Genomic DNA, 26,809 nt, shown 5'->3' with positions numbered 1-26,809 from the left:
TGTTACTCGTGCGTCACCCGCGAACGCTTTGACGCCCGTTCTCGCGCTGCTCGTGAACGCCTTCGTCTGGGGTGTTTCGTGGTGGCCGTTCCGTCGTTTGCAAGCGATGGGGCTGCACCCGCTATGGACGACGGCAATCGTCTACCTGCTGTCGGTTTTCGTGATCGGGCTGTGGCGTCGGCGCGCCTGGCGTCAGCTGGCGACGAAGCCGGCGCTATGGTTGATCTTCCTAGCTTCGGGCACGACGAACGCGGCCTTCAATTGGGCGGTCAGCATCGGCGACGTGGTGCGCGTGGTGCTGCTGTTTTACCTGATGCCGCTATGGGCATTGCTTCTCGCGCGGATCGTGCTGAAAGAGCGTATGACGCGCGGGGCGATTCTGCGCGTGCTGCTTGCGATGGCGGGTGCGATGCTGGTGCTCTGGCATCCCGCGGAGCCTGCGAATGGCGCCGCCGCCCACGCGTTAGAGGGCTTCTCGCTGCCCGAAGCGTTAGCCTTGATCGGCGGCTTTGCGTTCGCATTGAACAACGTGATGCTCAAGCGCGCTGCGGCGGAGCCGGAGGAGGGCCGCGCCCTTGCGATGTTCTTGGGCGGCGCGACCGTGGCGGGCACAGTAGCGGCGTTTCTGTCGTCCGGTCCGCACGGCTCGGCGGTCGGGGTGGCGTGGCCGGCGTTGTCGATGGCCTGGCCAATACCGGCAGCGGGGCTGGCCGTTGCTTTCCTTCTGTCGAACCTATGCTTGCAATACGGCGCCGCACGGCTGTCGGCCACGGTGACGGCCGTCGTGATGCCCGCCGAGGTGCTGTTTGCCTCGCTGACGGCCGTGTGGTGGGGCGGTGCGACGCTACACGCGAGCGTGTTGGCCGGCGGCGCGCTGATTTTGTCCGCGACCTTCGCCGGCATCATGGGCCATCGTGAGGGGGCGGGCTAGCTTCGCTTTCGATCCCCGCGCGCCGCATGACCTCGCTCAGGTAATTCGCCGCGTCGATTTGGTTTCGCTCCGTTATCGCACGCTGCCTGAGTTGAGCCAGCGCCGCATCGTGTTCCACAAGCGATTCCGCCGATTCGACGAGTTCGACCTGAAGGTCGTTGAGCGACGCGGCCTGCGCATGGAACTGCACTTCGCTACTTGCGGCCGGCATCACCTTCACTGGCGTATCGGTTCGCGCTTGTGTCAGCGAAAACAACGTAGAGAGGTCGTTCTCGCCGGCCCATTTATCGCGCTCGGTCAGATGGGGCAGGCCGAAGCGCTTCTCGACCAGTGCGAGAATCGCCGTGTGATCGTGCACGCGCGAATCGATCGTCATCCGCGGAATTAGCGGAGACACCACGACCGCCGGAACTCGGAAGCCGAGCCTGTCGAAATCGAACGCGATGTACTTTCCGTCTTCGTCGTCGTCCGCGCCGCTGTTCGCATCCGGCTTCACCGTTCGCGGCGGCGGCACGTGATCGTAGGTGCCGCCGGCTTCGTCGTAGGTGATGATGAGGGCCGATTTCTCCCACAACGATGACTTGCGAACGGCGTTGTACAGGGAGGCAATCAGCTTCTCGCCTTCTTGCATGTCGTTCGAGGGATGCTGATCGTTGGCCGGAAAGCCCGGCCAATTCAGATATCGCGGCTCTATGAACACGTAGTTGGGCAGCGTGCCTTTCTCCAGATCGACCCAGAATCGTTGGATCGGTTTGAAGAATTGCTTTCCGAGCAGCTTAGTGAAAGTCAGCGACTGCGGAATGTCGTGGTAATAGATTGCAGCGCTGAGGCCGCGCGCTTTAAGCACTTCGAATATCGTGCGAGCCTCGGTCGTTTTTTGCGTGCCGCCTAGATACCCCTCCGACGTCGCCGCATGGGCGAACCGGCGGTTGGGGCAGGTGGCGCCCGGCACTGAACTGAACCATTTGTCGCAGACCGCGAACTCGCGGGCCAGTGTGGTCAAGACCGGCAAGTTCGCGGGCGCGAAGCACTTCATGGCGTCTTCGGGGCGACCACCAATACGCTGTTGGTAGTCGTAGACGTAGCCATTGTTCGTCGGCTCGGTATCGGGAAGCCGCGACAGCTTCTGCCGGGCCTCCTTGCTCAGACCGAACATCTGGGTGATCGACGCCGGGTTGAAACTATGCCCGGGGTCGAGAGGGGGATCGCCGCGATTCGCGTCGTTGCTCACCGTGTAGCGGGGCGACGAGGCGTCGTTCGGATTCCCCGGATTCGATTCGTCGCCCCGCAATCCGTCGATCGGATATTCGGGCGATTGCATGAATCCGAGCAGGTGGTCGAACGACCTGTTTTCCTGCATGAGCACGATGAAATGTTCGACGTTGTTCAATGCTTTCACGGCGATTCCCCTCGGTTACTTCAGTTCACTTCTTTCGTTTGGCAGCGATGAACAACTCGCCGAGTCGATTGATCGATGCATGGGTGAATTGCGCGAAGCCTCGAGTGTCGATCGGTGCGATACCAGACAGGGTGTCGCCCAATTCCTTGGCTAGCTCGTTGGCGCCATCGGTGGCTTCATCGTCCGCGCACCACTTCACCATGCCCTTCTCCTCGTGCGATCTCGGAATGGGCGTCTCCAATTGGAAGGAGATCTTCCGTCCTTCGTCGCCGATTTGCATCGTGAGGGAAGGCATCGCTTCGACGTAGACAGCGGTCGTGTCCAGCACGACTGTGACGCGCAATCGAAGATCGACCGTTACCCGTGAATGCGCCGCGTCGACCCAGGACCAGTCGACCTTCGGCTCGCGGCTCTTGTGCCAGAAGCGGCAGTTTTCGTTGCCGGTGGAGGCGCGCACGCGCGGCCACGCGTTCGGCACGGGTTCGTATTGATAGGTTAGATCGTTGGCGCCGTGCTTTTTCTGGTCGCCCATGCTTTGCCGGAGCTTCGCTTGAACCGCACCGCCGACGAGGCGAATCACCCTGTCGTTGCATACGTAGAGCGCGGCGTCGCTTCCGTCCGGCAGTATGGACGGCGTGAAGGTGCGATCGTCTACGTCAGGCGCTTTGTCCTTGGTGGAGAACAGTACGAGCAAGATCCCGTTCGGCCGCTTGGGATCCTCCACGCATCGGAATCGCGGCATTTTGAACATTTCCGCGTTGCCGATCAGTGCGTCGATCGACCCGAGCCGCAACGCGGGCTGGGACACGACTTGGGCGGAAAGCATGTCGCGCAGTTGCGCGATTGCAGCGGGATCGCCATGCATGCCGTCGAGCCGAGGCTGCGACGAAAGGTGTTCGAAGTCGAGCACGATGTCCCAGCCCCCGGCGTGATCCTGAGAGGGAACGACCTTCGGGGATGGCGCCACGATCAGGCGTATGTTCGCCGCTTCCCCACGCTCTTCGCCTTTCAGCCGGACGCTGACGGGGAAGGAAACAATCGGAGCGGTATCGCTTTCGTTCGTTGCGGCATCGACAATGCCCGGCTCAAGATGTGCGCCTAGAAAGTGGTCTCGTAGCGTATCCGGCAGTTCCATTTCTCGGGAGGCGAGCGAGCATGGCCGCAAGTGCTTCGGCACGAGCGCCGAGTCCAATGCCACGATGCAATCCCACCCTTTCAGGGGAGACTCGATCAAGGGGAAGTGGACGGCCCGCATGATGCCGTTCTTCCCGCCGGCATCTACGCCTAATAGGCACAGCGTGTCCTCGAGCACGGCAGCGGACGGGCCCTCGTCGATGTCGAAGCCGGTGTTATAGGGCTCCGCCCATTCGAACGCGTCGCCGTCTGTGGAAAAGACGTGGAAGACGGCGTTGCCGCTGTCGTCTCGATACAAGAGGTGCAGTGCTCCGTCGTAGGCGACTGCGGTGGGCGATGCGCTGGTCTGGGTATTCAGGACGTGGAAATCCCTTGCTGCCTGCCAGCTTTGGCCATCGGCGGACACGATATGCATGACACCGGTGTTGAACCGCGGCTTGACCCTCGGGAAATCGTGTTTCGTCCCACCGTCCTTGTAGAAGATATGGTATTTGCCCTTGAAAGCGACAATGCCGGGACGATTGGCGGAGGTGTTATGGCCGGTGTTTCCGATGGTGGATTGGCCATTGGTCCGCAGCTTGTAATACATGATCCCGTCGCCTTCAAAATTCCGATAGGCGACTACAAGGGAGTCGCCCGTCGTGGCAACGGACAGATGCGACATGGCACGAGCGTCCGTCGCTTGAGGGCCGCTCCACTGTTCGCCGTCGGGCGAGACGATGTAATACACCCTGTTATCTCGTTCCGCGCGGAAGAAGACATATAGCTTATTGTTGAAAACGATGCTGCAAGGGCCGGAGCTGGTGACGATGGATGTCTTGTCGCGGAGGTCGATATTGGCGATCTCACGCTTGCTATGCCAATACAGGCCGTTCGACGATCGGATATGCGTCAGTCGGTCATTGCCTGGCTGCTGATAGAAGCAATGAAATTGCCCGCCGAAGGCGCAGACGGACGGCGGAACGCCGCGATTGGTGTTGTACTGCGTATAGTCGCGCTGGAAAAGCATTTTGGGGACGAGCTTGACGACGATGGCATCGAGGGCCATGTTCTGACCGCGCGTTCCGCAGAATTCGCCGTTCTTGGCCCAACCGGTTTGGGCGCCGTTATGCTGGTATGCCATGTAGCGAATCTCGTATTGCGCGGCGTTCTCTCCGGTCAGCTTGATCGCGAATCCTTGCAAAGGTTGCTTCTGGCCGCGGCCGCCTACGAATTCTCCGTCTTTGAACCACCCGATGTCGCCTCTGTCGCTCACATGGGCCATGCAGAGCAGACCAAGCCCAGCCGGTGCCGTGAACTTGATTTCATAGCCTTCTATGCGATGTTCTTTTCCGGGCACGCCGGCATATTCGTTCGGACCGACTTTGACGTCCCCGACGTTTTGAACGTGCACGAGCACTTCGATATTGGGTGTACTCATTTTCAATCTCATGAAATGAACGCACTGAACCATTCCGGGAATGGCCGTCCCCGGGATCGTAAAGATTGTTTGATTTAATTGAATGTCGGCAAGACTGCACGTTTTGCCGAGTTGAACTATGTGCCTCGAATGTCCTGCTGACTCTTGATGGGGAGTGCTGCCGCTTATCTCGGCGGATCGGATGCGGCAGCTATGCCGTGGCAGTTGCCGCATAGGGCATTGCGCGGGCTGTTTTCGTAGGAGATGGCGATCCAGCGAGTTGTACGTGACATGGCGAATTCCCCGGTCCTTCATTCTTCGTTTGGCACGAGTATATTCAGAGGAATTGGGTTTTCCTGTAGCGCAAACGTGCTACAAGATGGGCGGTTCGTCTTCTTGCAATTGGCTGCGATTCTCTGTCTCACCGTTGGCCTAGGAGCCCCACGATGTGGTTGTCAGAAGCCGCGTCGCTTCACCCTAAATCCGAGCACGCCCCCTGACTGCTCCGAAACTGGCAGGCGGCCTCGCCTTCGACATCGAACGTCAAATTCGCGACGCTCCGTTACGCCGCGCGCGGCGGCCGGATAACTTGTGGTGGTCGTGATCTTTGCGTTCGTGCCGGTCTTGATCGACAATGAAAGTCGACTACGCAGACAGCAGAAAATTTGTCGGCGGAGCTGCGAAGGCCTGAGGTTGCTGGGGTCGGATGAGGGGAAATTGCGAACCGAAGCCGGCTATTCTCTTCGGTGAGGAAGTCTGGTTCGCGAGGCCGTCCTTCCTCGTAGTCGCTTTCTTCGGGCGCGCTAGGCGCCCCTTTTCAACATGGCCGGTGCCGCCGAACTCGTGACACCGGGTTGAGCGAGTGTGCAGCTGTAGGCTGCCGAGCGTTTCTTCACCGGGAAGCGCTGAGCGCACCTGACGCGGACTTTTGTCCGAGGCACAAGTTGGCCTTCGGTCATGTCCACGAGAGGGAAGGGGCGCATAGGCGCGGTCCATGGCTTACCGTTTTGGCTCTTGCCTACCGGGCGCGTCTCCCTCATAATAATTTCCAAGTGGGCTGGGAGTACCCGGTCGGCGTCGGAGCCTCGGTGATTTCACCGGGGCTTTTCGCTTTCTGCTGTCGGAAAAATCTTTAGTCCCCAGTCCTCGTACCCCCGCTCGCGCCCTCCGTTGCAAAAAAACTTGCGCTTCAGCACGTCGAACGCGCGGTTCTCTTGGCCGGACCGAACGACGCTCATCCCGACCGGTCGAGCCACTAGATCAGCGAGTTGAAGCCCTGGCGAATCCACCTTCTTGTTCGCAAAGATGATGTCGAACGGCAACGGTTTTCCGAGCCCGTTAGCTCCTTCGCAAACGCGGCGGAATTCGAGTTCAAGCTCGTTGTCTTCCCTCTTGCCGCGACATTGATCGCCACTTTCGTCGACGTAGACGACGAAGTTGCTGTACTTTCCCTGAACATTGGTCGCGCCTGTGTAGCTGCCAGCGTCCGGGCGCGATCTATCTTCGCGCAGGGGAAACGGCGCCTTCTGCATTGAGTTGTTGCTCATCCTTCGGTCATGCTCCGCTGATTGTCTTCGCCTCTTGCCAACGGCACGGATGTCGATGCCGTCGCGGCATCTAACTGGCTAGTGCTCTCGATGGCTCGGACCCCTTCGAGCTTCGGCAATCCGGCGAGCCTACTGGCAACCGGTCGGGGCGCCGCATCTCGCGCTAAAAACAAGACGGAACGCAAGCGTGTGACTTGAAAGTCGGAATCGGCTGCGCCGCTGCGGGGCTGTCGGCGATGCTAGAACTAGGTACGGTCGCGCCAAATGTTGCTTTTCCGGAAACGTTCATTGACGCACGAACCGCATCGGTGAGATCCAATTCGATGTGCATCGAGATTGATGTGATCTCAGAAACAACCCCAAACGTCAGCATCCGGTCACATTCTTTTGTTAAATCCGTTGAACAGTCGCGGCGGTGTCAAAAAGCAACACGCGATGCTGGAATGAGTCGTAACATCAGCGTCGATTGTTGCTGCGGGTGCAACAGACTGAGTTCCTTCTCGCGGCTACCGTCGTTCGGCGGTCGCGCGTACGATTTGCCCTGACAGTGGCCGGGCAACCCGTCTGAAGCAGTCATGCAGTAATAAGACCGTAAGGCAATACGACATCGCCGCACATCGTGCGAAGGCGCGTAGCTGTCCTCATCGCCCGCCGCTGACGCACTTCATTGGCCGCGACGGCAAAGCCGTTGCGATCCGCGATACGTAGCACTCAACCATTCATCGAGGGACGACCCGTGACAGAGGAAGAAATCCGCAACAACGCGTTTGCGATGCCCGTACTCAATCCGGCCTATCCGCGCCCGCCTTTTCGCTTTGTCGATCGCGAATACTTCATTATTTCGTACGAAACGGACATGGACGCGCTCAAGGCCGTTGTCCCCGCGCCGTTGACCGTCGATTCGCCGATCGTCCACTACGAATTCATCCGCATGCCCGATTCGTCGGGTTTCGGCGATTACACGGAAAGCGGCCAGGTGATTTCGGTCATCGACGAGGACGGCAACCGCGGCAGCTATACGCACGCGATGTACCTCGACGACGAAGGCCCGATCGCCGGCGGCCGCGAGATCTGGGGCTTTCCGAAGAAGCTCGCTTCGCCTCGGCTGTCCGTCGACGGCAAGGACACGCTGCTCGGGACGCTCGACTACGGCACGCAGCGTATCGCCACCGGCACCATGGGCTACAAGTATGGCGAACTCGACAAGGAGCTCGAGCGCCGCAAGCTTGCCGATACGCCTAACTATCTGCTCAAGGTGATCCCGCACGTCGACGGCTCCGCCCGCGTGTGCGAACTCGTGCGTTTCTTCTTGCGCGATGTCGAGGTGCTCGGCGCATGGGAAGGCCCCGCGGCGCTCGAACTGCATCCGCACGCGCTGGCGCCTGTCGCCGACTTGCCCGTGCGCAAGATCATCGGCGCGCGTCATGTCATTGCGAATCTGACGCTCGACATCGGCGAAGTCGCTTATGACTATCTCGCGCCCGAAGAGCCCGTGAAGCTCGTGGCCAATCAATAAACAGCAAGCAATAGCAAGCTATAGCAAGCAGTCGTCAAAAGCTCGTAATCGTTCTTAACGGAGCATCTCTATGTCACTCAAGGATAAGGTCGCGCTCGTGACGGGCTCGGCAAGCGGTATCGGCGAGCAGTGCGCACGCAAAATGGCCGCGGAAGGCGCGGCCGTCGTGATTGCGGACTTGAATCTCGCCAACGCGCAAAAAGTCGCGGACGATATCGAGCGCAACGGCGGCAAAGCCATCGCCGTCGCCATGGACGTGACGAGCGAGGAAGCGGTCGAGGCGGGCATTGCCGAGACGGTGAGCCGGCTCGGCGGGATCGACGTGCTCGTGTCGAATGCCGGCATTCAAATCGTCAACCGGATCGAAGACTACGCATTCTCCGATTGGAAGAAGATGTTGGCGATTCACCTCGACGGCGCGTTTCTCACGACCAAGGCCGCCATCAAGCACATGTACGCGTCCGGCAAAGGCGGCTCGGTGATCTACATGGGTTCGGTCCATTCGCACGAGGCGTCGCAGCTCAAATCGGCCTACGTGACCGCGAAGCACGGGCTGCTCGGTCTGGCCCGGGTCTTGGCGAAGGAAGGCGGCCCGCGCGGCGTGCGCGCCAACGTCGTCTGCCCCGGGTTCGTCAGAACCCCGCTCGTCGAAAAGCAGATCCCCGAGCAGGCCAAGGAACTCGGTATCACCGAAGAGCAAGTCGTCCGCAATGTCATGTTGAAGGAGACGGTGGACGGCGAGTTCACGACGGTCGCCGACGTGGCCGATACGGTTGCGTTCCTGGCCGGCTTCGAGTCGAACGCGCTGACCGGGCAGTCGATCGTGGTCAGCCACGGCTGGTTCATGCAATAAGCTCAACAAGTCCAATAAGGAGACGGCCATGCACGCGAGCCGGCGCAACAAGCTCGAACAACCGAACCATCTGACGCTTCCCGCCTACGACGAAATCGCGCTGGTGCTGCAGGGTGGCGGGGCGTTGGGTTCCTATCAGGCCGGCGTGTATGCGGGCATGGCCGAAGTCGGGATCGAGCCGACGCGGATATCGGGCATCTCCATTGGCGCGCTGAACACCGCGATCATCGCCGGCAATGCGCCGGCGGATCGCGTCGAGGCGCTGCGCGGCTTCTGGAGCACGATCAGCCAGAAGGCCGATCTCCTTTCCCACTTCGGCTCGCATATTCCGGCGTGGCCTGGGCTCGAAGACATGCGGCGCACGTGGTCGAGCGCGTGGTCTGCGACGCGCACGCTGTTCGAAGGGCAGCAGGGATTCTTCTCGCCGCGCGTGGAGGCGTCTTTCGCCGGCTTCGCGCGGAAAAGCCCCGACCAGGTGAGCTATTACGACACCTCGGCATTGCGTGCAACGCTGCTGAAATACGCGGACTTCGATCGCATCAATAACGGGAACATTCGCGTCTCGGTCGGGGCCGTGAACGTACGAACCGGCAATCTCGTCTATTTCGACAATTTGCTGATGCGTCTCGCACCGGAGCATTTCATGGCATCCGGCGCGTTGCCGCCCGGATTTCCGGCGGTCGAGATCGACGGCGAGTTCTATTGGGACGGCGGGCTCGTGTCGAACACGCCGCTCACCGAGATCGTCAGAGAGTGCCAGCATCGGGACACGCTCGTGTTTCAAGTCGATCTATGGAGTTCGCGCGGCACGCTTCCGGGCAATCTTATGGACGTCAGCGAACGCACCAAGGACATTCAGTACTCGAGCCGGACGAGAGCGATTACGGCGTTCATGTCGCAGAACCAAAAGCATGCGCGAATGATCAAGGCGCTGCTCGAGCACGTTCCGGAAGAGGTGCGCCGTACGCATCCTCTGCTGCTCGAGGCGCAGCAGACGGCGAACGGCGGCGCGGTGAACGTCGTGCACCTGATCTACAAGAACAAGTCGTTCGAAGGGCACTACAAGGACTACGAGTTCAGCAACAGCACGATGCTCGAACATTGGTCGAGCGGCCTCGAAGACATTCGCCGTTCGTTCGGCCACCCCGAGTGGTTCGATATTCCGAGCCATGAGATCGGCTTCGTCACGCGGGACGTGCATCGCAATCGGCCGGAAGCCCATCAAGCGGACGCACCTGTCGAGCACGCTTTGGCGCAGCCGGATGTCTTGCGCAAGGAAGCGCTGTCGCGCGGGAAGTAGGGTCCCGGCTTCTCGTCGACCGAAATTAAAAGCCTGTGACCGGGTGATACCGGTTACAGGCTTGTCGCTTTCGATTTCGACCGAACCGAAATTACATGTTGTGCTGGCCGCGACCCATGGCGGTGACGACGCCCTTGCTGTTGAAGCGCACGGTCAGGTTATTTTCCTGTTCCGACTTGCCCATCATGTTGGCGAACGGGATGAAGGCCACGGCATTGGTTTTGACGGTCTGATACGTCCAGACTTGCTCGCCGCCTTGCTGCAGTTCAACGTCGCCCGGCTTGCCGAGAATGTTTTCGACGTCATGCGTCGTCGACCTTCCGATTTGAATCGATGAGACTTTTTGCTCGTCCGTAATCGATGCGTTGCCGGTAACGCATCCAGCTAACGTGAAGCTGGCGGCAGCCGCGACGATTGCGCTTGCAATGATTTTCTTCATGAAGATTGGCCTTTTACTTATCGAGTTGTTCTTGTTGCTCGGCGAGGAGCCCGGATCCGGTTCTTATTCCCGCCGTCTGTAGATATCGGCAGCTCACGGGGAAACTTTAGGCTGTGACGATGGAAAATTGGCTCGAGCGCGCGGAATGTACTGCCGTGGGCCTTTGAGGCGGTGTCGCCGGCCACCATAATTAGCTGCGATGTTTTCGGGTTTGCGTATTCTTGCTGGGCGATGATCCAAGATAATGCAATTGTAAAGATAAGTCCGGCATCTTCAGATTGCGTGCTGTATGAGACGTGACTCAAAACGGGGTGACCACCAACACGCTGAGTGTCACGACCATCGACTTGCCGACCGTTGCGTCCTACGGTGTGTCTCCAGACGAGATCTCGAAGAACTTCCTGAACTATTTGACGATCAGTTTCGGCTCGGCCAGGAACCACTGGCAAGCCGTGCAAGCGTTCTCGGCCAACACCGTTTCGACCGCGAACGAACGCAGTCTCATCGGTTTGCATCTCAACAACAGCGTCATGATGCGATCGAGCGTCGATCTCATCATGACGGGAAGTGAGCAGCGTGCTGGACTCGCTAACACAAACCCAACTCGGTTCGGCCTTGGGTATTAACATCACCGGCCTGCAGAGCGGTGGAACGCTCACGGCTCCAACCATAACAGGAAGCTGCATGGACGACGACGCAGGAAGTCCGGACGCCGATGATCCAGATTGCGACTAGCCATGAAATAGCAAAAGGAGACGATCTCAATGTTTCGGTTGCTTCAAGCGCTCATTTACTTGGCCGGGGGGGCTCTCCTCGCCAGTGGGCTCTTCCTTCTTGGCCACGATAATGTCGCGCTCGGGTTCAAGACTTTCGGAGCGGGATCGCTTCTTATTTTCGTAGGCGCGAGGCTGCGCTCGTTGCCGATGTTTTCGAGCGATGCAAGTCAATTGGCGATGACGGGCGTGCTCTCCGGTCTCGGTGCCGTCTTTTTCTTCGTGTTGACTCTGTACCCAGTCACCTACGATGAATACCTTAGAGCACAACGGCCCGCACTCGATTGCGAGGTGATCGGGTTCGACCAGAAAACGGTCTACAAGATCGAGTACCGGAATCCGCTATGCAAGGTCGAGCGTGCGGACGGCGGCGCGTTCGCTGTCATTGACAATACGTATTCCAAATGGAGAGGACTGAGTCCCGATCAATGGAAAAGCCGGATGAACGGTGCACCTCCAGCGCTTCGGCTCGGAGAACATGAAACCATCTTCTACGATCCTATTTTCAAATACTACAAGCGATACACACGCCCGTGGACATCCAGTTTTTGGGCCCAGATGGGAATAGTGCTGTTCTTCGGTACGCTTCTTTTCGCGTCGGCGGTGACGGCTTTTACTCGGCGGAACAAGCTGAATCGCGAGCGGAATGGATAAGAAGGGAGCGCATCAATGCGCGTGATAGCCGAGGAGCCGTTGGCATGGTCTCGGCGGTTCAAGCGTGGCGCCGGTCCCACGGCGATTCAAAGCAAGAGGGATACACCGCGTGCCTCTATAATTAGCCGCATCTCCGGGAGGCCGCCGGAGCCACGCTAACAAGGAAGACGCGACCATGCCGTTAATTCCTCTCTTTTCCGCTTTCTTCCTGCCGCGCGGCCGCATCACGCGAAGCGAATGGCTCACGCGCGTTGCGATTGCCGCGCTCGTTTGCGCCGCGTTCGGCAATCTGGCCGGTAATGCATTCGGCGACGTCGGCTCAGGACTCTTCGCGCTGCTATTCATCTGGATGGCGATCGCGCTCGCCACTCAGCGCCTGCATGACATCGGCCGGCGCGGCAGTGTACTTGTCTTCGCCATCGTGCCCGTGCTCGGCCCGATCTGGGTTGTCGTGCAACTGCTCAAGCGCGGCGTCGAACACGCGAATCGCTTCGGCGCCGATCCGGCCGCCCGCGCGGACTATCTCAAGGTCAACATCGCGGAGTGACGGAGGACACCATGCCCACAGTCAACGACGTCACTCAGCTGAACCGCATCCCGGTCATGTCGGTCGTCACGCCCACGTCGACGCGCGATGTCGTCGACGTGCTGACCCACACCGATTTACCGGTCTCGATCGGCGGCGGCCACTTCAGCATGGGCGGCCACACGGCCAGCCCCAACACGCTGCACCTCGATCTGCGGCAGATGAACCGCGTGCTGCATTTCGATCCGCAAGCCGGCATCATCCGCGTGCAGGCGGGCATCCGCTGGTGCGACATTCAGCGTTTCATCGATCCCCACGGCTTTGCCGTGAAGATCATGCAGACGTACGCGAACTTCTCCGTCGGCGGCGCGCTGTCCGTGAACGCGCACGGCCGCTACATGGGGCTCGGCCCCGTCGTGCTGTCGGTGCGCACGATCACGCTCGTGCTTGCGAGCGGTGAGATCGTCGAAGCCTCGCGCACGGTCAACACGCCGCTGTTCAAGGCGGCACTCGGCGGCTACGGCGGCATCGGTGTCATCGTCGAGGTGGAACTCGCACTCGCGCAAAACACGCGCGTGGCGCGCAGCGACCGCAAGATGGATACGACGCAGTACAAAACATGGTTCGACGCCGAGATACGCGGCCATGAAGACGTCATCTTCCACAACTTCGATCTGTATCCGCCGCACTACACGCATGGCCGCGCCGTGAGTTGGACGGTGACCGAAGCGCCCGCTACCGCGCCGCGACTGCAGCCGCTCGCGCGGGGGTTCTGGCTGGCGAAATATCTGCTGTGGGCGATCACCGAAACGCCGCTCGGCAAGTTCCGGCGCGAGTATTTTTACGACCCGCTGCTTCATCTGGGCCACAAGGTGCATTGGCGCAACTACGAGGCCGGCTACGATGTTGCCGAACTCGAACCCGTCGGGCGCTCGCGGCGCACCTACGTGTTGCAGGAGTATTTCGTGCCGGCCGATGCGGTCGGCGATTTCGCGCAGGCGATGGGCGCGATCCTCGAGAAGCACAAGGTCAACGTCGTCAACATTTCCATCCGGCATGCGTTGGCAGACAACGAAACCGTCATGGCATGGGCGCGCGGCGAGACCTTCGCGTTCGTCCTGTACTACAAGCAGCGCACGCGCGAGAGCGCGAAGACGCGCGTAGCCGTGTGGACGCGCGCGCTGATCGACGCGGTGCTCGCGGCAGGCGGCACTTACTATTTGCCATACCAGCTCCACGCGACCGACGAGCAGTTTCATCGCGCGTATCCGCGCGCACGGGACATGTTCGCGCTGAAAGCGGAACTCGATCCGCACTATCGGCTGCGCGGGGCGTTGTGGGACCGCTACTACGCGCCGCTGCTCGCTCGAGCGTCGGCGCTCGCGCATGACGCAGGGGGGGCGCGGCACCCGGTACCTTCGTCGTCTCTGTTCGCACAGGTCTATGGCGATCGCCGCGAGTCGGATCGCTTCTACACATTCCTGCAAAACATCTTCCACGTGTTGCCCGAAGATCGGCTGCACACGCTGATCCAAGCCGAAGCCGCGAAGCACGACAACGACGAGGCGATTTATCGGGGCATCCAGGCGGGACTCAAATCGATCACGCCGGCACTCGCCATGCTGACGCACGCGCTGCCGTCGCTTGCTGTGCAAAAGACCGAGATGGGGCGGCAGGCCGCCAAGCTCATCGGCGACGCCGCGCTGCGCGACTACGTGGAGATCGGCACGACCGGCCGCTACGTGCGGGCGATGAAAAAGCATCTGCGCTTGACCGGCAACGTGACGCTCGTGCACGACGTGGCGCCTGGCATGAGCCCGGTCGACGTCGTCGAGCGAGGTCAATTCGGAAAAATCGGCGGCTTCGTCAAATTGAACGACTACACGCCGATTGCGCTTCCCGAGCAGAGCGCCGATCTCGTCAGCTGTTTCGTCGGTCTGCATCACATGGCACCGGAGAAGCTTGCTCCGTTTCTCGATTCGATCGCGCGGATCACGCGGCCGGGTGGCTACTTCATCGTTCGCGACCACGACGTGACCACGCCCGCGATGGATGCGTTCGTTTCGCTCGCGCATACGGTGTTCAATGCCGGGCTCGGCGAATCATGGGAGACCAATCGACGGGAGTTGCGGCATTTCGCGAGCGTCGATACATGGATCGCGCGCATCGAGGCCGCCGGTTTTCGGCATACGGGCGTGCGGCTCGCGCAGGAGGGCGACCCGTCGGACAATCTGTTGCTCGCATTCGTGCGTAACGCAGCCGCCGATATCCGCACGGGCGAGGCCAAGCGGTTCGGGGCGAGCATGCAAGCCAATGCGAACACGGACGTCGACACGACCGGAGAGGCGGCATGATGCGCAACCGGTGGCGTGCGGCCGTAGCAGTCGGTACGTTGGCGTTCGCTTCCATCATGGCGTTCGCCGCCGGGTCCGATTCCGCGAGCGCGGTACCGCCCGATGCGCGGCGAGACACCGAGCAGACGCTGTTGACGTTTCCCGAGTGGTATCTCGTGCATAGTCCCGCCGAATACGCGCGCATCGTGCGCCAGGAGCCGGCGCACAGGTTTCCGTTCATCGAACAGACGGAGCAGCTCTGGTCGAGCTATGCCACCGTGACCGAGGCACAGTTCCGGGGGCACTACCCGCTCAATCTCGGCTATCACGTCATGATCATGGTGATCTCGACGAGTACGACGGTCGAATACGCGCTGCGCTCGATCTACGAAAACACGCTCGGGCGCGCAAGTTGGCTGCTCGACGGCGATCGCCTGACCGACGAAGATCGCTACGGGGCGAAAGCCGCGCAGGAATACGTCGATTTCATCCGCCAGGAGCCGTGGTATCTGTTCGACTTCACGTCGCGGCTCGAGCATTTGTGGACCGACGTTCCTTGGTGGGGGCCGGGGCTCGTGCGCAAATGGGAGCGCCGCTATGCGCTGACGACCGAATATGCGGTCAAGGCGGTCTACGGCAAGTTGATCGAGAAGGCGACGCGAGCCACCTATACGCCGGCGTTGATGACGACCGACGTCGTCGTCGATCATCTACCAGAAGGCTTTACGCCGCCCGAACGCGTGACCGTATTGCAACGCCTGGCCGATGGCCGCGCGCTGCTGTCCCTGCCGCGCTATTTCGACTTCCGTATCGCAGCGACGGAACTCGCGCAGCAAGGCGTGACGATCGACGACATCGCGGGCAACGGCGCGTCGAAGCCGATCCTCGTCACCGTTTGGGCGAGCGATCGAACGACGCTCCCGGCGGGCGACTTCCAGGTGCTGTTCGAGCAGTCGCTTACGTTGCCCGCGGCGACGCGGCGTATCGCGCTGTTGATGCCGGTCGGCCATTTGTCGGTGTTTCTCGCGCAAGCGAATGCGATGGGGCTGACGGTCGAGCACGTCTACGACTATTAGCGATTGGTATCGATGCAGCGCGGCCGCCCGGACGTGGCCCTGCTTAAGCCCGGCGCGCTTCGCGCTATCATGCCAAGGGTCAATGAATCTAGAAGCGTTATCAGCCGCCCATGGCTAAGCAAAACATGACAGGCAGCGCGCACCGCGGCACCGCGCCGAGCAAGGATGAGACGCCGGCCGCCGACGCGCAAGACGCCGCGCTTGAATCGTCGGATGTACCGGCACCCGCGGGTGCCGAGGAAGAGGGCGCGAGTTCGTCCACGTATCTCGTGCCCGGCTTGGAGCGCGGCCTGCGCATTCTCACCGAATTCTCGGCGCGCGAGCCCGTGCTCGGCGCGCCCGAACTGTCGCGACGCATCGGCATTCCGCGCACGACCACCTTCCGCCTGTTGCAAACGCTGGAAGCACTCGGCTTTCTCGAGCGCGTGAACGGCGATCGCCAGTTTCGTCTGGGCGTTGCCGTGCTGCGGCTGGGCTTCGAATACTTGAGTTCGCTTGAGCTGACCGATGTCGGCACGCCCGTGCTCGACCATCTGCGCGATACGACAGGGCTCAGCGCCCATCTGTTGATCCGCGATGGGCGCGACGTCGTCTTCGTCGCCAAGGCACAAACGCGCGACCCGATGTTCAGTTCGGTCAAGGTCCACGTGGGCACGCGCTTGCCGGCGCATGCCACGGTGCACGGCCAAGTGCTGATGAGCGATCTCACGTTGAGCGAGCTGCGTGCGCTTTATCCCGAGAAGCAACTGGAACGCTATACGGAGCGTACGCCGCCGACCGTCGCCGACCTATACGGGCGTGCGCAAGAGAGCGCGGAGCAGGGGTATGCGATCAGCGAGGGGGCGTTCGAAGCGGGAATCTCCGTCGTCAGCGCGCCAGTGCGCGATCATTCCGGCCGGATCGTCGCGGCGATTACGGTGACGGTGCCGCGTTCGGACATCGGAGACGAAGCCGAGCGTGCGCGGCTGATCGCCACCGTGTGCGCCGCCGCGATCGACCTTTCGGTGCGCTTGAACTATCGACAGCGTGCGAACGATCCCACGGCCGAACAAGCGGCGCGTCTGCGCACGCTGACGGCAGGCTGAATACCGCGCGGCGGCGCACGATCGGCGATCGCGCGGCAGCCGAGCAGCGGTGCGGCGGAAGAGGCGCGCGGACAGCTTGCACGCACGCCATGTCGAAGTTTCAGAACGAGTGATGAATGCCGGCGAGCACGACGGACTGATTGCGTCCGCTCGCCACGCCGGCCGTGAAGAAGGCCGCTTGCGCGTTCGAACTCGCGCGTTCGTAGAGCACGTTGGCATAAAGCTGCGTGGCCTTCGAGAGCGAGTAGACGTCGCCGAGCATGAATTGCGTCCAGCGCTGGCCGGCGAGCGTCGATGTCGCGGCGCCGCCCACCACGGAATTGGCCGCGGTGAATTGGTAGTCCGCGCCCGCGTCGTAGCTCTGGAACGTATCGGAATGGCCGTTCGACTGCAGCTTCGTCCGCGTGTACAAGCCGTGCACGAGCAGCTTGCCGAACCCGTACGAGGCACCGATACCCATGTTCTCGACCTTGTCGGCAACATAAGTCGCAGCCGGCTGGCCCTGGAACGTCGCCAGATCGGTCGTCGCCATCGAAACCGTGCGGTTGTGTTCGTTCGACCACGCGGCTCCGGCCTTGAAAGGACCGTTCACATATGTGAGCGCGTAGCTCATCGTGCGGCCATTCGAGAAGTTCGTCGTGTTGCCGAGCCCGATCATCGCTTCCGCGGTGAAGCCGTAGAACGTAGGCGAGCGATACTTGGCCGAATTGTCGAACGGCACGACGCCCGTATCCGCGAGTTCGTCGATGTTGCCCGGATGGAACGCATACCAGCTGCTGCCGAGATAGGCGGTGCTGAACGGGCCGAGCACGTCGAACGAGAACGGCGTTTGATGGCCGAGTGTCAATGTGCCGAACCGATCCGAACTCAAACCCACGAAGGCTTGCCGGTTGAACAGCGTGCCCGCTTTCGCGAAAGCGCCCGTGTTCGTGTAAAAGCCGCTTTCCAATTGGAAGACGGCCTTCAGGCCGCCGCCCAGATCCTCCATGCCGCGCAGGCCCCAGCGGTCGGGCTGCGTGTTGCCTTGCTCTTCCATCCACTTTGCGCTGCCGCCCACGTTGCTGATATAGGCGACACCTGCATCGAGACTGCCGTATAGCGTGACGCTGCTTTGCGCCCACGCGCTGGAAACGGCACAGATTCCGGTCAGCCCCGCGGCGACGATTTTCTTCAACTTAGGACTCCTCAATGTTTTGACGAATGACCGGCAGCGCATCGCGGCCGGCTCAGGCTCCTGACCTCCAACGTATCCGCCGCTGCTTGGGTCGGTTCTCGCTTGGAGTGCGTGTTCCATATATGAATCAACGTAACACCTATGGAAAAGTATAGGGGCACTCTTCGATCGGAGAAATAGTTTTTTGGGGCAGTGAAAACCCTGGGTCCCGAGCAAGGGGCCGGGCCGACACATCGTCTGTAAGTCCTGGAATCAACAGGTGAATACGCCTGATCGCGCCCTTCTTGGCGGGTCACCTAGTGTTTTCCCGAGGGTGGCGAGATTTCTGTTTTTTCGCCGAGCCGCCGTGCCTATAATGAACCATACACGAACTGATGTTCCTTATATGGAACAAACTAATCAGATCAAGATAGGTGAAACATGGCTGAAGAATGGCGCTGCGCCGGGCATGCCGGCGACCTGACCGAGGATGCCCCGCTCGAGTACAAGCTCGACGAGACGGAAATCGGTATCTACAAGGTAGGCGACGAGATCTACGCGCTCGAAAACGTCTGCCCGCATGCGTACGCATTGCTGACGCAGGGCTTCGTCGACGGCGACACGGTCGAGTGCCCGCTGCATGAAGCCGTGTTCCATATCCCTACGGGCAAATGCCTGAAAGAGCCTGGCGGCCGCGACTTGAAGCGGTATTCGGTGCGTCTCGCCGGCGAAGAAATTCAGATCAAGGTGGAATGACATGCGAGAAATCCCCGTGAACTTCAATCCGTGGCTCAAGCCCTGGCTCGCGCCGCAGCCGAACAACGTCGCGGGCAAGGGCGTGATCGAAAAGCCGGGCGAAACGGAAAACTTCGTTTGGCAAACGCGCAAGGCCGAGCCGACGCAATACGAAAACGACTTCGGCGATGCACTCGAACAAGCGTTCGAGGCCGGCGCGGCGGAGCTCGACGAAGTCGTGGCGGGTTTGAACCGTATCGGCTTCCGCACGCCCGAGGGCGCCGCGTGGGACGAGACGCGTCTCGCTGCGGAATTGCGCCGGCTCGCCGAATGAGCGAACGCGCCCGGCCGAGCCTCGCGCCGGCCGTGCCCTGTCACATCGATCAAGTACCCGGAGTTCTTTGATGACGTCTCCCACACTCGCAGCCGCAGGCGCCGATCCGATCCGCGCTTACCTTGACCAAGGCCTGCGCAATTACTGGTATCCCGTTGCGCCGAGCTGGCAGGTCGGCAACGCGCCGATCGGGCTCACGCGCCTCGGCGATCAAATCGTTCTTTGGCGCGACAAGGACGGCAGCGTTCACGCGCTCGAAGACCGCTGCCCGCATCGCGGCGCGCGTCTGTCGCTGGGCTGGAATCTCGGCGATCGCGTGGCCTGCTGGTATCACGGTATCGAAGTGGACGGCGGCGGCACTGTGAAGAGCGTGCCTGCCGTATCCGCTTGCCCGCTCGAAGGGAGCAAGTGCGTGAAGTCATATCCTGTTCAGGAGCACGCGGGCGCGATCTTCTTGTGGTTCGGCGACGATGCGCATCAAGAACCCGCACCGCTCGTGCTGCCGGAAGAATTGGTCGACGACGCCTATTCGCACTTTCTGTGCATGTCGAACTGGAAGTGCAACTACCAGTACGCGATCGACAACGTGATGGACCCGATGCACGGCGCCTACCTGCATGCCACCTCGCATTCGATGGCCGACGGCGACAAGCAGGCGGACATGCGCGTGCGCAAGACCGAATCCGGCCTGGTATTCGAAAAGATCGGCCAGCGCGACGTCAATTTCGACTGGGTCGAACTGGGCGAGACAGGCTGCTTGTGGATGCGTCTCGCGATTCCGTACAAGAAGAAGTTCGGCCCGGGCGGCAACTTCGGGATCATCGGGTTCGCCGTGCCCGTCGACGAAAACAACTGCCAGGTCTACTTCTGGCGCACGCGCAAGGTGTCGGGCTGGCAGCGCGACGCATGGCGATTCATGTACCGCAATCGCCTGGAAGGGCTGCATTGGGCCGTGCTGGAGCAAGACCGCTATGTGCTCGAAAGCATGGCGCCGCATGCGCGCGATCATGAATTCCTCTATCAGCACGACGTCGGCATGACGCGGGTGCGGCGCATGCTGCGCCAGCGCGCGCAGCAGCACTTCTCCGACCTCGACGCCTGGCGTGCCGGCCAAGCGGGCGATGCGGAGCACAGCCATGCGTGAGATCGCGCAAACCGCGCTTGCGGGCCGCCGCGTGATCGTCACGGGCGGCGCCAGAGGGCTGGGTGCCGCTTTCGTGCAAGCACTGGCCGAGGCGGGGGCGCGCGTGACGTTCGGCGACGTATTGCACGATGCCGGTGTCGCGCTTGCCGAGACGCTTTCGCAGCAAGGGCACGACGTCGGCTACCTGCCGCTCGATCTGGCGGACCCCGACAGCGTGAACGCCTTCGTCGAAGCCGCGGCGCAGCGCATGGGCGGTGTCGACGGCCTCATCAACAACGCGGCCATCACCAACTCCGGCGGCAAGCTCGCGAGCGAACTCGCGGTGCAAACGTGGGATGCGGTGATGAACGTGAACGTGCGCGGCACCTGGCTCGTCAGCATCGCTGCGCAGCGCTGGCTGCGCGAATCGGGCCGCGGCGCGATCGTCAACATCGCATCCGACACAGCGCTCTGGGGCGCGCCGAAGCTGCTTGCCTATGTGGCGAGCAAAGGCGCCGTCGTCGCGATGACGCACTCGCTTGCGCGCGAGTTCGGCGCCGACGGAATCACCGTCAATGCGATCGCACCGGGCCTCACCGAAGTGGAGGCGACCGCCTATGTTCCCGCCGAGCGTCACGCGTACTACCTCGAAGGCCGCGCGCTGCGCCGGCCCCAGATGCCCGAAGACGTCACGGGTCCGGTTCTGTTCCTGCTGTCCGACGCCGCGCGCTTCGTGACCGGACAGCTGCTGCCGGTGAACGGCGGCTTCGTCATGAAATGAACGAACTGAACGAACTGAACGAACGTAGCAAGTTCAACCGCAAGGAGAAATCGATGGCCGATGCCGATATCGAACGCAAGTCGTGGGACCGTCCCGCGGATGCCAGCTTCGAACAATGGATGGAAACCCGCGTCGCGCGCTACCAAACGCGCCGCTACGACTGGGATGCGCTGAAGTTCCAAGCCGACTACGACCCGAAGTACCGCCGCGCGCAGATGCGCTATGTCGGCACGGGCGGCACGGGCGTAGCCAAGGATGTGAACACCGTGCCCGCGGGCGGGTTCACGTTTTCGACGATGGTGATTCCGGCCGGCAACATCGGGCCGAGCCACATTCACACCGACGTCGAGGAAATTTTCTTCGTCCTGCGCGGAAAGATGAAGGTGATCTGCGAGAAGGACGGCGAAACCTGGGAGGCGGTGCTCGGTGAGCGCGACTTGATTTCGGTTCCGCCGGGTGTGTATCGGACCGAAATCAACATCGGCGAGGAAGACGCGCTGATGTGCGTGATGCTCGGTTCGTCGAAGCCGATCACGCCGACTTATCCGCCCGATTCGCCGCTCGCCAAGATCAAGCGATAAGCCATCGGCCACGTTGTCCACGTCGCCGAAATCGACATTGCCTTTGCCATTGCATCCGAAACCGTTCGTTGAAGCCATGAGTTACGTCGCCCCGTCCCCTGCAGTCGATTCGACTGCGCTGCTTGAAGCGCGCCTCGCCCGCTTCCCCGTCCGCGAAGCGGCCGTGGAGGGCGCATGCGTGAGCTACCGAGAGGCAGCCGGAGCGGCACACGAAGGACGGGCTTCGATACCGATCGTCTTGCTGCACGGGATCGGCTCGGGGGCGGCGTCGTGGGTGCAGCAGCTCGAAACGCTCGGATCGACGCATCGCATGCTGGCCTGGGATGCGCCCGGCTACGGCGTATCGACGCCCGTCGACGCCGACTCGCCTGTCGCCGCCGATTACGCGCTGCGCCTGCGCGGCTGGCTCGATGTGCTCGGTGTCGCGCGCTGCGTACTGGTCGGCCATTCGCTCGGTGCGATCGTTGCCGGCGCGTTCGCGGCGGTATCGAGCGAGCGTCTTGCCGGCTTGTTGCTGATTTCGCCCGCGGCCGGCTACGGCGCCGCACCGCAGGCCGTGCGCGAACAAAAGCGCGACGCGCGCCTTGCCATGCTCGACGAACTCGGTCCCGACGGGCTCGCGCGGCAGCGCAGCGGCAACATGGTCTCGCCCGGTGCCGGCGAAGCCGTGCGCACATGGGTGCGATGGAACATGTCGCGCGTGGTGCCGCATGGCTATGCGCAGGCGACGCATCTGCTCGCGAACGCGGATCTTGCCGCCGACCTCGCGGCCTCGGCCGCTACCTACGCGGGGCCGATTCACGTGGCGGTCGGGGAGCAAGACGCGATCACCCCGCCCGCCGCTTGCGAAGCGATCGCCCAAGCAGCACGCGTGCCGCTGCAGATCGTGCCGGGCGCGGGGCACGCCGGCTATGTGGAAGCGCCCGATGCCTACAACGCGCTGATCGATGCGTTTTATCGCATCGCGCTCGAACAACGGAGTATCTAAATGACGCCCGAATCCGCCCGCGCGGCCGCCGGCGCCGATGACGACCGCGGCGACACGGCCTACCGCGTGCCCGGTCTCGAACGAGGACTGCGCATCCTCACCGAATTTTCTCCGCGCGAGCCCGTGCTCGATGCGCCCGAGCTTTCGCGGCGTCTCGGCATTCCTCGCACGACCGTGTTTCGCTTGCTGCAGACGCTCGAATCGTTGGGCTTCCTGGAGCGCGCGGATCGCGATCGCAACTATCGCCTGGGCGTGGCCGTGCTGCGGCTCGGCTTCGAGTATCTGAGTTCGCTCGAACTCACCGATCTCGGGCTGCCCCTGATCGAGATGTTGCGCGATGAAACCGGCCTGACTTCACACATCGTGATTCGCGACGGACGCGACATCGTGTTCGTCGCCAAGGCGCAGAGCCACGCGCCGATATTCAGCTCGGTGAAAGTGAATGTCGGCACGCGTTTGCCGGCGCACGCGACGACGCACGGGCAGGTGCTGATGGGCGATTTGACGCTCGCCGAACTGCGGGCGCTGTATCCGGAGCCGAAGCTCGAACGCTTCACGCCGCAGACGCCCGAGACGGTCGAGATGCTTTACGAACGCATTCGCGAAGACGCCGACCGCGGCTACGCGGTGAGCGAGTCGTCGTTCGAGCGCGGAATCTCGGTCGTATCGGCCCCCGTGCGCAACGACACTGGGCGCATCGTCGCCGTCATCACGACGACGATTCCGCGCCCCGGCATCGACACGGCCTTGCTCGATGCGGGCTTGATCGACAAGGTCCGCCATGCGGCAGGCGAACTCTCGAAGCGGCTCAACTACCGGCCGCCCGCGCGCAGCCAATACATGAAGGCATTGGGGCTCTCATGATTCAAATCGATTTGACGGGGCAGGTCGCCGTCGTCACCGGCGGTACGTCGGGCATCGGGCTCGCGACTGCCGAGTTGTTCCTGCAAGCAGGGGCGTCGGTCGCGATTTGCGGACGCGATGCCGAGCGCTTGGCGAAAGCGGAGCGGCGCCTGAACGACCGCTTTCCTCAGGCCCCGCTACTCGCCGTGCGCTGCGACGTGCTCGACGCAAACGACGTCGGCGCATTCGCGAGCGCGGTGCAGGCGCGCTTCGGCTCTGCGCACATGCTCGTGAACAACGCGGGCCAAGGGCGGGTCTCGACGTTCGCCGATACGACCGACGAGGCTTGGCGCGAGGAACTCGAACTCAAGTATTTCAGCATCGTCCGCCCGACGCGCGCGTTTTTGCCGATGCTGCGCGCGGCGGCATCGACGGGCAACGCGTCGATCGTCTGCGTGAACTCGCTGCTCGCGCTGCAGCCCGAGCCGCACATGGTGGCGACGTCCTCGGCGCGGGCCGGGGTGCTCAGCCTGATCAAGTCGCTCGCGACCGAACTCGCGCCCGAGCGTGTTCGCGTGAACTCGATCCTGATCGGCATCGTCGAGTCGGGGCAGTGGCGCCGGCGTTACGAAACGCAGGCGCAGCCCGGACAGAGCTGGCAGGACTGGACGAGCGAGCTCGCTCGCAAGAAGCACATTCCGCTGGGCCGTTTCGGTCTTCCCGAGGAAGCCGCCCAAGCGCTCTTTTATCTGGCGACCGCCTTGTCGTCTTACACGACGGGCAGTCACATCGATGTATCCGGAGGCGTTGCACGACATGTCTAACACCACTACCGTCGGCGAACTGATCGCCGCCTTTCTCGAACAATGCGGCGTCAAGACGGCGTTCGGCGTGATCTCGATCCACAACATGCCGATCCTCGATGCCATCGGCCGGCGCGGCAACATCCGCTATGTCGGCGCGCGCGGCGAAGCCGGTGCCGTCAACATGGCGGACGGGCTGGCGCGCGTGTCCGGCGGCCTCGGCGTGGCATTCACGAGCACGGGCACGGCGGCCGGCAACGCGGCGGGCGCGATGGTCGAAGCGTTGACGGCCGGCACCGCGATGCTTCACATCACCGGCCAGATCGAAACCGAATATCTCGACCAAGACCTCGCCTATATCCACGAAGCACCGGATCAGCTCGCGATGCTTTCGTCGATCTCGAAGGCCGCGTTCCGCGTGCGTTCGGTCGAAACGGCGCTGCCGACGATACGCGAAGCCGTCCGCGTGGCGCAAACCGCACCGAGCGGCCCCGTGAGCGTCGAGATTCCGATCGATATTCAAGCGGCACTGACGGCCTGGCCGGCCGACCTTGGTGCACCGCACCTGACTACGCTCACGCACGACGATGCACGTGTCGATGCACTCGCGCAGGCGCTCGCCACGGCAAAGCGTCCGCTGCTGTGGCTCGGCGGCGGGACGCGTCATGCGCGCGCCGCGGTGGAGCGTCTCGTCTCGCTGGGCTTCGGCGTGGTCACGAGCGTGCAGGGCCGCGGCGTGTTGCCCGAAGATCATCCGGCCACGCTCGGGGCGTTCAACGTGCACGCGGCCGTGGAGCGCTTCTATAAGACTTGCGATGCGATGGTCGTGGTCGGCTCGCGTCTGCGCGGCAACGAAACGCTGAAGTACAAGCTCGCATTGCCGCAGCCGCTCTACCGGGTCGATGCCGACGCGCTCGCCGACAATCGCGGCTATCGCAACGACTTGTTCATCCATGGCGATGCGGCCGCCGTGCTCGACGCGCTCGCCACTCGCCTCGAAGGCAAGCTGAAGATCGATCCCGCATTTGCCGCCGACCTCGCCGCGGCGCGGGAAACCGCCGTTGCCGAGACGGCGAAGGGACTGGGCCCGTACCGGCGTCTCGTCGAGACGCTGCAACGCGCCGTGGGTCGCGACTACAACTGGGTGCGCGACGTCACGATCTCGAACAGCACCTGGGGCAACCGGATGCTGAAGATCTTCAACCCGCGCGCCGGCGTGCACGCGCTCGGCGGCGGTATCGGCCAAGGGATGCAGATGGCGATCGGCGCGGCCCTCGCGGGCTCGGCGGCGAAGACGGTTTGCCTCGTCGGCGACGGCGGATTGATGGTGAACGTCGGCGAACTCGCGACGGCCGTGCAGGAAAAAGCCAACATGATGATCGTGCTGATGAACGATCGATGCTACGGCGTGATCCGCAACATCCAGGACGCGCAGTACGGCGGCCGCCGCTACTACGTCGATCTGCATCAGCCCGAATTCTCGGCGTTCTGCGCGAGCCTCGGTCTCAAACACTATCGGCTGTCGTCGCTCGACGAAGCCGAAGCGATCATCGGCGAGGGCCTCGCATTCGACGGCCCCGTCCTCGTCGAAGTCGACATGCAATCGGTCGGCAGCTTCGAGACGGCATTCGCCGGCCCGCCCGTGCGCAAGCAGGAGCCGCAACATGCGTGATCCGCGGCCACACCCGGCGCCCGTGGACATCGCGATGATCGGCTTCGGCGCGATCGGGCAGACGGTCTACCGCGCGGTCGAGGCGGATCCGCTCGTGCACGTGTCGCACGTGATCGTCCCCGCGCATCACGCCGATCTCGTGCGTGCGCAGGTGGATGCGATCGTCGAAGTGGTGTCGTCGGTCGAGGCGCTGTCGAGCCGTCCGCAGTTCGCGCTCGAATGCGCGGGCCACGGCGCGCTCGTCGATCACGTCATGCCGCTGCTGAAGGCCGGTACCGATTGCGCCGTCGCGTCGATCGGCGCTCTGTCTCACGTCGACTTGCTCGAGCAGCTTTCGTTGGCCGCCGACGAGGGCCACGCGACGCTCACGCTGCTCTCGGGCGCGATCGGGGGGATCGACGCACTGTCGGCGGCCAAGCTCGGCGGCCTCGACGAAGTGCTCTACACCGGGCGCAAGCCGCCGCTCGGCTGGCTCGACACGCCCGCCGAGGCGCTTTGCGATCTGCGTTCGCTCACGAGCGAGCGCGTGATCTTCGAAGGGAGCGCGCGCGAAGCGGCTCGTCTATTCCCGAAGAACGCGAACGTGGCGGCGACCGTCGCGCTCGCGGGGCTCGGCCTCGATCAGACGAAGGTGCGCTTGATCGCCGACCCGGAGGTCGAGCGCAACGTGCACCGCATCGTCGCGCGCGGCGCGTTCGGCGAGATGTCGCTGGAGATGTGCGGCCGTCCGCTGCCGGACAACCCTAAGACGTCGGCGTTGACCGCGTACAGCGCGATTCGCGCCGTGCGCAATCGCGCCGCGCGCTGCGTGATTTGACCCGTGGGATCCAA

General features: G+C 62.4%; 25 protein-coding genes. 20 read left to right on the top strand and 5 right to left on the bottom strand.

Annotated elements, in window-relative coordinates:
- Positions 1 to 28: 28 nt before the first annotated feature.
- The gene (locus tag DWV00_RS05580; RefSeq protein ID WP_245964734.1) at positions 29 to 931 is read left to right on the top strand and encodes a DMT family transporter; all 903 of its coding nucleotides are present in this window, start codon (positions 29 to 31) and stop codon (positions 929 to 931) included.
- Here the strand turns inward: DWV00_RS05580 and DWV00_RS05575 are convergent.
- The 3 genes from DWV00_RS05575 to DWV00_RS05565 all read right to left on the bottom strand — a co-directional run bounded on the left by DWV00_RS05575 (position 903) and on the right by DWV00_RS05565 (position 6,410).
- Entirely contained in the window at positions 903 to 2,330 is a 1,428-nt protein-coding gene (locus DWV00_RS05575) for an alkaline phosphatase family protein (protein WP_115532547.1), read from the bottom strand. The genes DWV00_RS05580 and DWV00_RS05575 overlap by 29 nt on opposite strands.
- A 25-nt stretch (positions 2,331 to 2,355) precedes the next feature.
- Complete coding sequence (locus DWV00_RS05570) at positions 2,356 to 5,178, bottom strand: hypothetical protein (RefSeq protein WP_115532546.1); 2,823 nt, start codon at positions 5,176 to 5,178, stop codon at positions 2,356 to 2,358.
- Positions 5,179 to 5,957: 779 nt separating this feature from the next.
- Positions 5,958 to 6,410 (bottom strand): DUF3800 domain-containing protein, encoded by a 453-nt coding sequence (locus DWV00_RS05565; RefSeq protein WP_245964733.1) that lies wholly within the window; start codon positions 6,408 to 6,410, stop codon positions 5,958 to 5,960.
- A 736-nt stretch (positions 6,411 to 7,146) separates the two neighbouring features.
- Here DWV00_RS05565 and DWV00_RS05560 point away from each other — a divergent pair.
- The 3 genes from DWV00_RS05560 to DWV00_RS05550 all read left to right on the top strand — a co-directional run bounded on the left by DWV00_RS05560 (position 7,147) and on the right by DWV00_RS05550 (position 10,079).
- On the top strand, positions 7,147 to 7,926 hold the full coding sequence (locus tag DWV00_RS05560) for an acetoacetate decarboxylase (RefSeq protein ID WP_115532545.1): 780 nt from the start codon (positions 7,147 to 7,149) through the stop codon (positions 7,924 to 7,926).
- Positions 7,927 to 7,996: 70 nt separating this feature from the next.
- Positions 7,997 to 8,779 (top strand): 3-hydroxybutyrate dehydrogenase, encoded by a 783-nt coding sequence (locus DWV00_RS05555; protein WP_115532544.1) that lies wholly within the window; start codon positions 7,997 to 7,999, stop codon positions 8,777 to 8,779.
- Between the two features lie 28 nt (positions 8,780 to 8,807).
- Positions 8,808 to 10,079 carry a DUF3734 domain-containing protein gene (locus tag DWV00_RS05550; RefSeq protein ID WP_115532543.1) on the top strand — a complete coding sequence of 424 codons (1,272 nt, stop codon included), beginning with the start codon at positions 8,808 to 8,810 and terminating at the stop codon, positions 10,077 to 10,079.
- A 91-nt stretch (positions 10,080 to 10,170) separates the two neighbouring features.
- On the opposite strand, the gene bamE is transcribed toward DWV00_RS05550, so the two are convergent.
- Positions 10,171 to 10,518, bottom strand: coding sequence for an outer membrane protein assembly factor BamE domain-containing protein (bamE, locus tag DWV00_RS05545; protein ID WP_115532542.1), 348 nt, complete (start codon positions 10,516 to 10,518; stop codon positions 10,171 to 10,173).
- A gap of 296 nt (positions 10,519 to 10,814) precedes the next feature.
- Between bamE and DWV00_RS33615 the strand changes: the two genes are divergently transcribed.
- The 6 genes from DWV00_RS33615 to DWV00_RS05520 all read left to right on the top strand — a co-directional run bounded on the left by DWV00_RS33615 (position 10,815) and on the right by DWV00_RS05520 (position 16,965).
- The gene (locus tag DWV00_RS33615) at positions 10,815 to 11,144 is read left to right on the top strand and encodes a hypothetical protein (protein WP_147297844.1); all 330 of its coding nucleotides are present in this window, start codon (positions 10,815 to 10,817) and stop codon (positions 11,142 to 11,144) included.
- A 138-nt stretch (positions 11,145 to 11,282) separates the two neighbouring features.
- On the top strand, positions 11,283 to 11,945 hold the full coding sequence (locus DWV00_RS05540; RefSeq protein WP_115532541.1) for a hypothetical protein: 663 nt from the start codon (positions 11,283 to 11,285) through the stop codon (positions 11,943 to 11,945).
- Positions 11,946 to 12,120: 175 nt separating this feature from the next.
- Positions 12,121 to 12,492, top strand: coding sequence for a DUF805 domain-containing protein (locus DWV00_RS05535; RefSeq protein WP_115532540.1), 372 nt, complete (start codon positions 12,121 to 12,123; stop codon positions 12,490 to 12,492).
- A gap of 11 nt (positions 12,493 to 12,503) precedes the next feature.
- Complete coding sequence (locus DWV00_RS05530; RefSeq protein ID WP_115532539.1) at positions 12,504 to 14,825, top strand: FAD-binding protein; 2,322 nt, start codon at positions 12,504 to 12,506, stop codon at positions 14,823 to 14,825.
- Complete coding sequence (locus DWV00_RS05525) at positions 14,822 to 15,880, top strand: hypothetical protein (protein ID WP_245964732.1); 1,059 nt, start codon at positions 14,822 to 14,824, stop codon at positions 15,878 to 15,880. The genes DWV00_RS05530 and DWV00_RS05525 overlap by 4 nt, the downstream gene beginning before the upstream one ends.
- Before the next feature lie 110 nt (positions 15,881 to 15,990).
- On the top strand, positions 15,991 to 16,965 hold the full coding sequence (locus tag DWV00_RS05520) for an IclR family transcriptional regulator (protein ID WP_115532538.1): 975 nt from the start codon (positions 15,991 to 15,993) through the stop codon (positions 16,963 to 16,965).
- Positions 16,966 to 17,065: 100 nt separating this feature from the next.
- Here DWV00_RS05520 and DWV00_RS05515 read toward each other — a convergent pair whose 3' ends face one another.
- Positions 17,066 to 18,181, bottom strand: a complete 1,116-nt coding sequence (locus DWV00_RS05515) for a porin (RefSeq protein WP_181885368.1) — start codon at positions 18,179 to 18,181, stop codon at positions 17,066 to 17,068.
- 378 nt (positions 18,182 to 18,559) lie between these two features.
- On the opposite strand from DWV00_RS05515, the gene DWV00_RS05510 reads away from it, so the two are divergent.
- The 10 genes from DWV00_RS05510 to DWV00_RS05465 all read left to right on the top strand — a co-directional run bounded on the left by DWV00_RS05510 (position 18,560) and on the right by DWV00_RS05465 (position 26,795).
- A complete protein-coding gene (locus tag DWV00_RS05510) occupies positions 18,560 to 18,874 on the top strand; it encodes a non-heme iron oxygenase ferredoxin subunit (protein WP_115532536.1) in 315 nt (104 codons plus the stop codon).
- Position 18,875: 1 nt separating this feature from the next.
- On the top strand, positions 18,876 to 19,187 hold the full coding sequence (locus DWV00_RS05505) for a recombinase-like helix-turn-helix domain-containing protein (protein ID WP_115532535.1): 312 nt from the start codon (positions 18,876 to 18,878) through the stop codon (positions 19,185 to 19,187).
- Between the two features lie 70 nt (positions 19,188 to 19,257).
- Positions 19,258 to 20,331, top strand: a complete 1,074-nt coding sequence (locus DWV00_RS05500; RefSeq protein WP_115532534.1) for an aromatic ring-hydroxylating dioxygenase subunit alpha — start codon at positions 19,258 to 19,260, stop codon at positions 20,329 to 20,331.
- On the top strand, positions 20,324 to 21,091 hold the full coding sequence (locus tag DWV00_RS05495; protein WP_115532831.1) for an SDR family oxidoreductase: 768 nt from the start codon (positions 20,324 to 20,326) through the stop codon (positions 21,089 to 21,091). The genes DWV00_RS05500 and DWV00_RS05495 overlap by 8 nt, the downstream gene beginning before the upstream one ends.
- A 53-nt stretch (positions 21,092 to 21,144) precedes the next feature.
- Positions 21,145 to 21,672 (top strand): cupin domain-containing protein, encoded by a 528-nt coding sequence (locus DWV00_RS05490; RefSeq protein WP_115532830.1) that lies wholly within the window; start codon positions 21,145 to 21,147, stop codon positions 21,670 to 21,672.
- A 76-nt stretch (positions 21,673 to 21,748) separates the two neighbouring features.
- Positions 21,749 to 22,660, top strand: coding sequence for an alpha/beta fold hydrolase (locus DWV00_RS05485; protein WP_115532829.1), 912 nt, complete (start codon positions 21,749 to 21,751; stop codon positions 22,658 to 22,660).
- Positions 22,661 to 23,524: an IclR family transcriptional regulator gene (locus tag DWV00_RS05480; RefSeq protein WP_115532533.1), complete on the top strand. Its 864-nt coding sequence runs from the start codon at positions 22,661 to 22,663 to the stop codon at positions 23,522 to 23,524.
- Positions 23,521 to 24,327: an SDR family oxidoreductase gene (locus DWV00_RS05475; RefSeq protein WP_115532532.1), complete on the top strand. Its 807-nt coding sequence runs from the start codon at positions 23,521 to 23,523 to the stop codon at positions 24,325 to 24,327. Before DWV00_RS05480 ends, DWV00_RS05475 begins: the two co-directional genes overlap by 4 nt.
- Positions 24,320 to 25,978, top strand: a complete 1,659-nt coding sequence (locus tag DWV00_RS05470; protein WP_115532531.1) for a thiamine pyrophosphate-binding protein — start codon at positions 24,320 to 24,322, stop codon at positions 25,976 to 25,978. The genes DWV00_RS05475 and DWV00_RS05470 overlap by 8 nt, the downstream gene beginning before the upstream one ends.
- The gene (locus DWV00_RS05465; RefSeq protein ID WP_115532530.1) at positions 25,971 to 26,795 is read left to right on the top strand and encodes an aspartate dehydrogenase; all 825 of its coding nucleotides are present in this window, start codon (positions 25,971 to 25,973) and stop codon (positions 26,793 to 26,795) included. The genes DWV00_RS05470 and DWV00_RS05465 overlap by 8 nt, the downstream gene beginning before the upstream one ends.
- The last annotated feature ends 14 nt before the right edge of the window (positions 26,796 to 26,809 follow it).

It is taken from the genome of Trinickia dinghuensis (assembly GCF_003367175.1).
GTDB lineage: Bacteria > Pseudomonadota > Gammaproteobacteria > Burkholderiales > Burkholderiaceae > Trinickia > Trinickia dinghuensis.
This window is presented reverse-complemented; position numbering and strand designations above follow the sequence as displayed.

Excerpts from the sequence above, each read along its gene's own strand:
- DWV00_RS05565 (WP_245964733.1), bottom strand. The coding sequence starts at position 6,410 with ATGAGCAACAACTCAATGCAGAAGGCGCCGTTTCCCCTGCGCGAAGAT.
- DWV00_RS05550 (WP_115532543.1), top strand. The coding sequence starts at position 8,808 with ATGCACGCGAGCCGGCGCAACAAGCTCGAACAACCGAACCATCTGACG.
- DWV00_RS05515 (WP_181885368.1), bottom strand. The coding sequence starts at position 18,181 with ATGCGCTGCCGGTCATTCGTCAAAACATTGAGGAGTCCTAAGTTGAAG.
- DWV00_RS05475 (WP_115532532.1), top strand. The coding sequence starts at position 23,521 with ATGATTCAAATCGATTTGACGGGGCAGGTCGCCGTCGTCACCGGCGGT.
- DWV00_RS05570 (WP_115532546.1), bottom strand. The coding sequence starts at position 5,178 with ATGAAGGACCGGGGAATTCGCCATGTCACGTACAACTCGCTGGATCGC.
- DWV00_RS05540 (WP_115532541.1), top strand. The coding sequence starts at position 11,283 with ATGTTTCGGTTGCTTCAAGCGCTCATTTACTTGGCCGGGGGGGCTCTC.
- DWV00_RS05495 (WP_115532831.1), top strand. The coding sequence starts at position 20,324 with ATGCGTGAGATCGCGCAAACCGCGCTTGCGGGCCGCCGCGTGATCGTC.
- DWV00_RS05465 (WP_115532530.1), top strand. The coding sequence starts at position 25,971 with ATGCGTGATCCGCGGCCACACCCGGCGCCCGTGGACATCGCGATGATC.
- DWV00_RS05530 (WP_115532539.1), top strand. The coding sequence starts at position 12,504 with ATGCCCACAGTCAACGACGTCACTCAGCTGAACCGCATCCCGGTCATG.
- DWV00_RS05505 (WP_115532535.1), top strand. The coding sequence starts at position 18,876 with ATGCGAGAAATCCCCGTGAACTTCAATCCGTGGCTCAAGCCCTGGCTC.
- DWV00_RS05485 (WP_115532829.1), top strand. The coding sequence starts at position 21,749 with ATGAGTTACGTCGCCCCGTCCCCTGCAGTCGATTCGACTGCGCTGCTT.
- bamE (WP_115532542.1), bottom strand. The coding sequence starts at position 10,518 with ATGAAGAAAATCATTGCAAGCGCAATCGTCGCGGCTGCCGCCAGCTTC.
- DWV00_RS05500 (WP_115532534.1), top strand. The coding sequence starts at position 19,258 with ATGACGTCTCCCACACTCGCAGCCGCAGGCGCCGATCCGATCCGCGCT.
- DWV00_RS05555 (WP_115532544.1), top strand. The coding sequence starts at position 7,997 with ATGTCACTCAAGGATAAGGTCGCGCTCGTGACGGGCTCGGCAAGCGGT.
- DWV00_RS05520 (WP_115532538.1), top strand. The coding sequence starts at position 15,991 with ATGGCTAAGCAAAACATGACAGGCAGCGCGCACCGCGGCACCGCGCCG.
- DWV00_RS05535 (WP_115532540.1), top strand. The coding sequence starts at position 12,121 with ATGCCGTTAATTCCTCTCTTTTCCGCTTTCTTCCTGCCGCGCGGCCGC.
- DWV00_RS05480 (WP_115532533.1), top strand. The coding sequence starts at position 22,661 with ATGACGCCCGAATCCGCCCGCGCGGCCGCCGGCGCCGATGACGACCGC.
- DWV00_RS05525 (WP_245964732.1), top strand. The coding sequence starts at position 14,822 with ATGATGCGCAACCGGTGGCGTGCGGCCGTAGCAGTCGGTACGTTGGCG.
- DWV00_RS05470 (WP_115532531.1), top strand. The coding sequence starts at position 24,320 with ATGTCTAACACCACTACCGTCGGCGAACTGATCGCCGCCTTTCTCGAA.
- DWV00_RS05510 (WP_115532536.1), top strand. The coding sequence starts at position 18,560 with ATGGCTGAAGAATGGCGCTGCGCCGGGCATGCCGGCGACCTGACCGAG.
- DWV00_RS05490 (WP_115532830.1), top strand. The coding sequence starts at position 21,145 with ATGGCCGATGCCGATATCGAACGCAAGTCGTGGGACCGTCCCGCGGAT.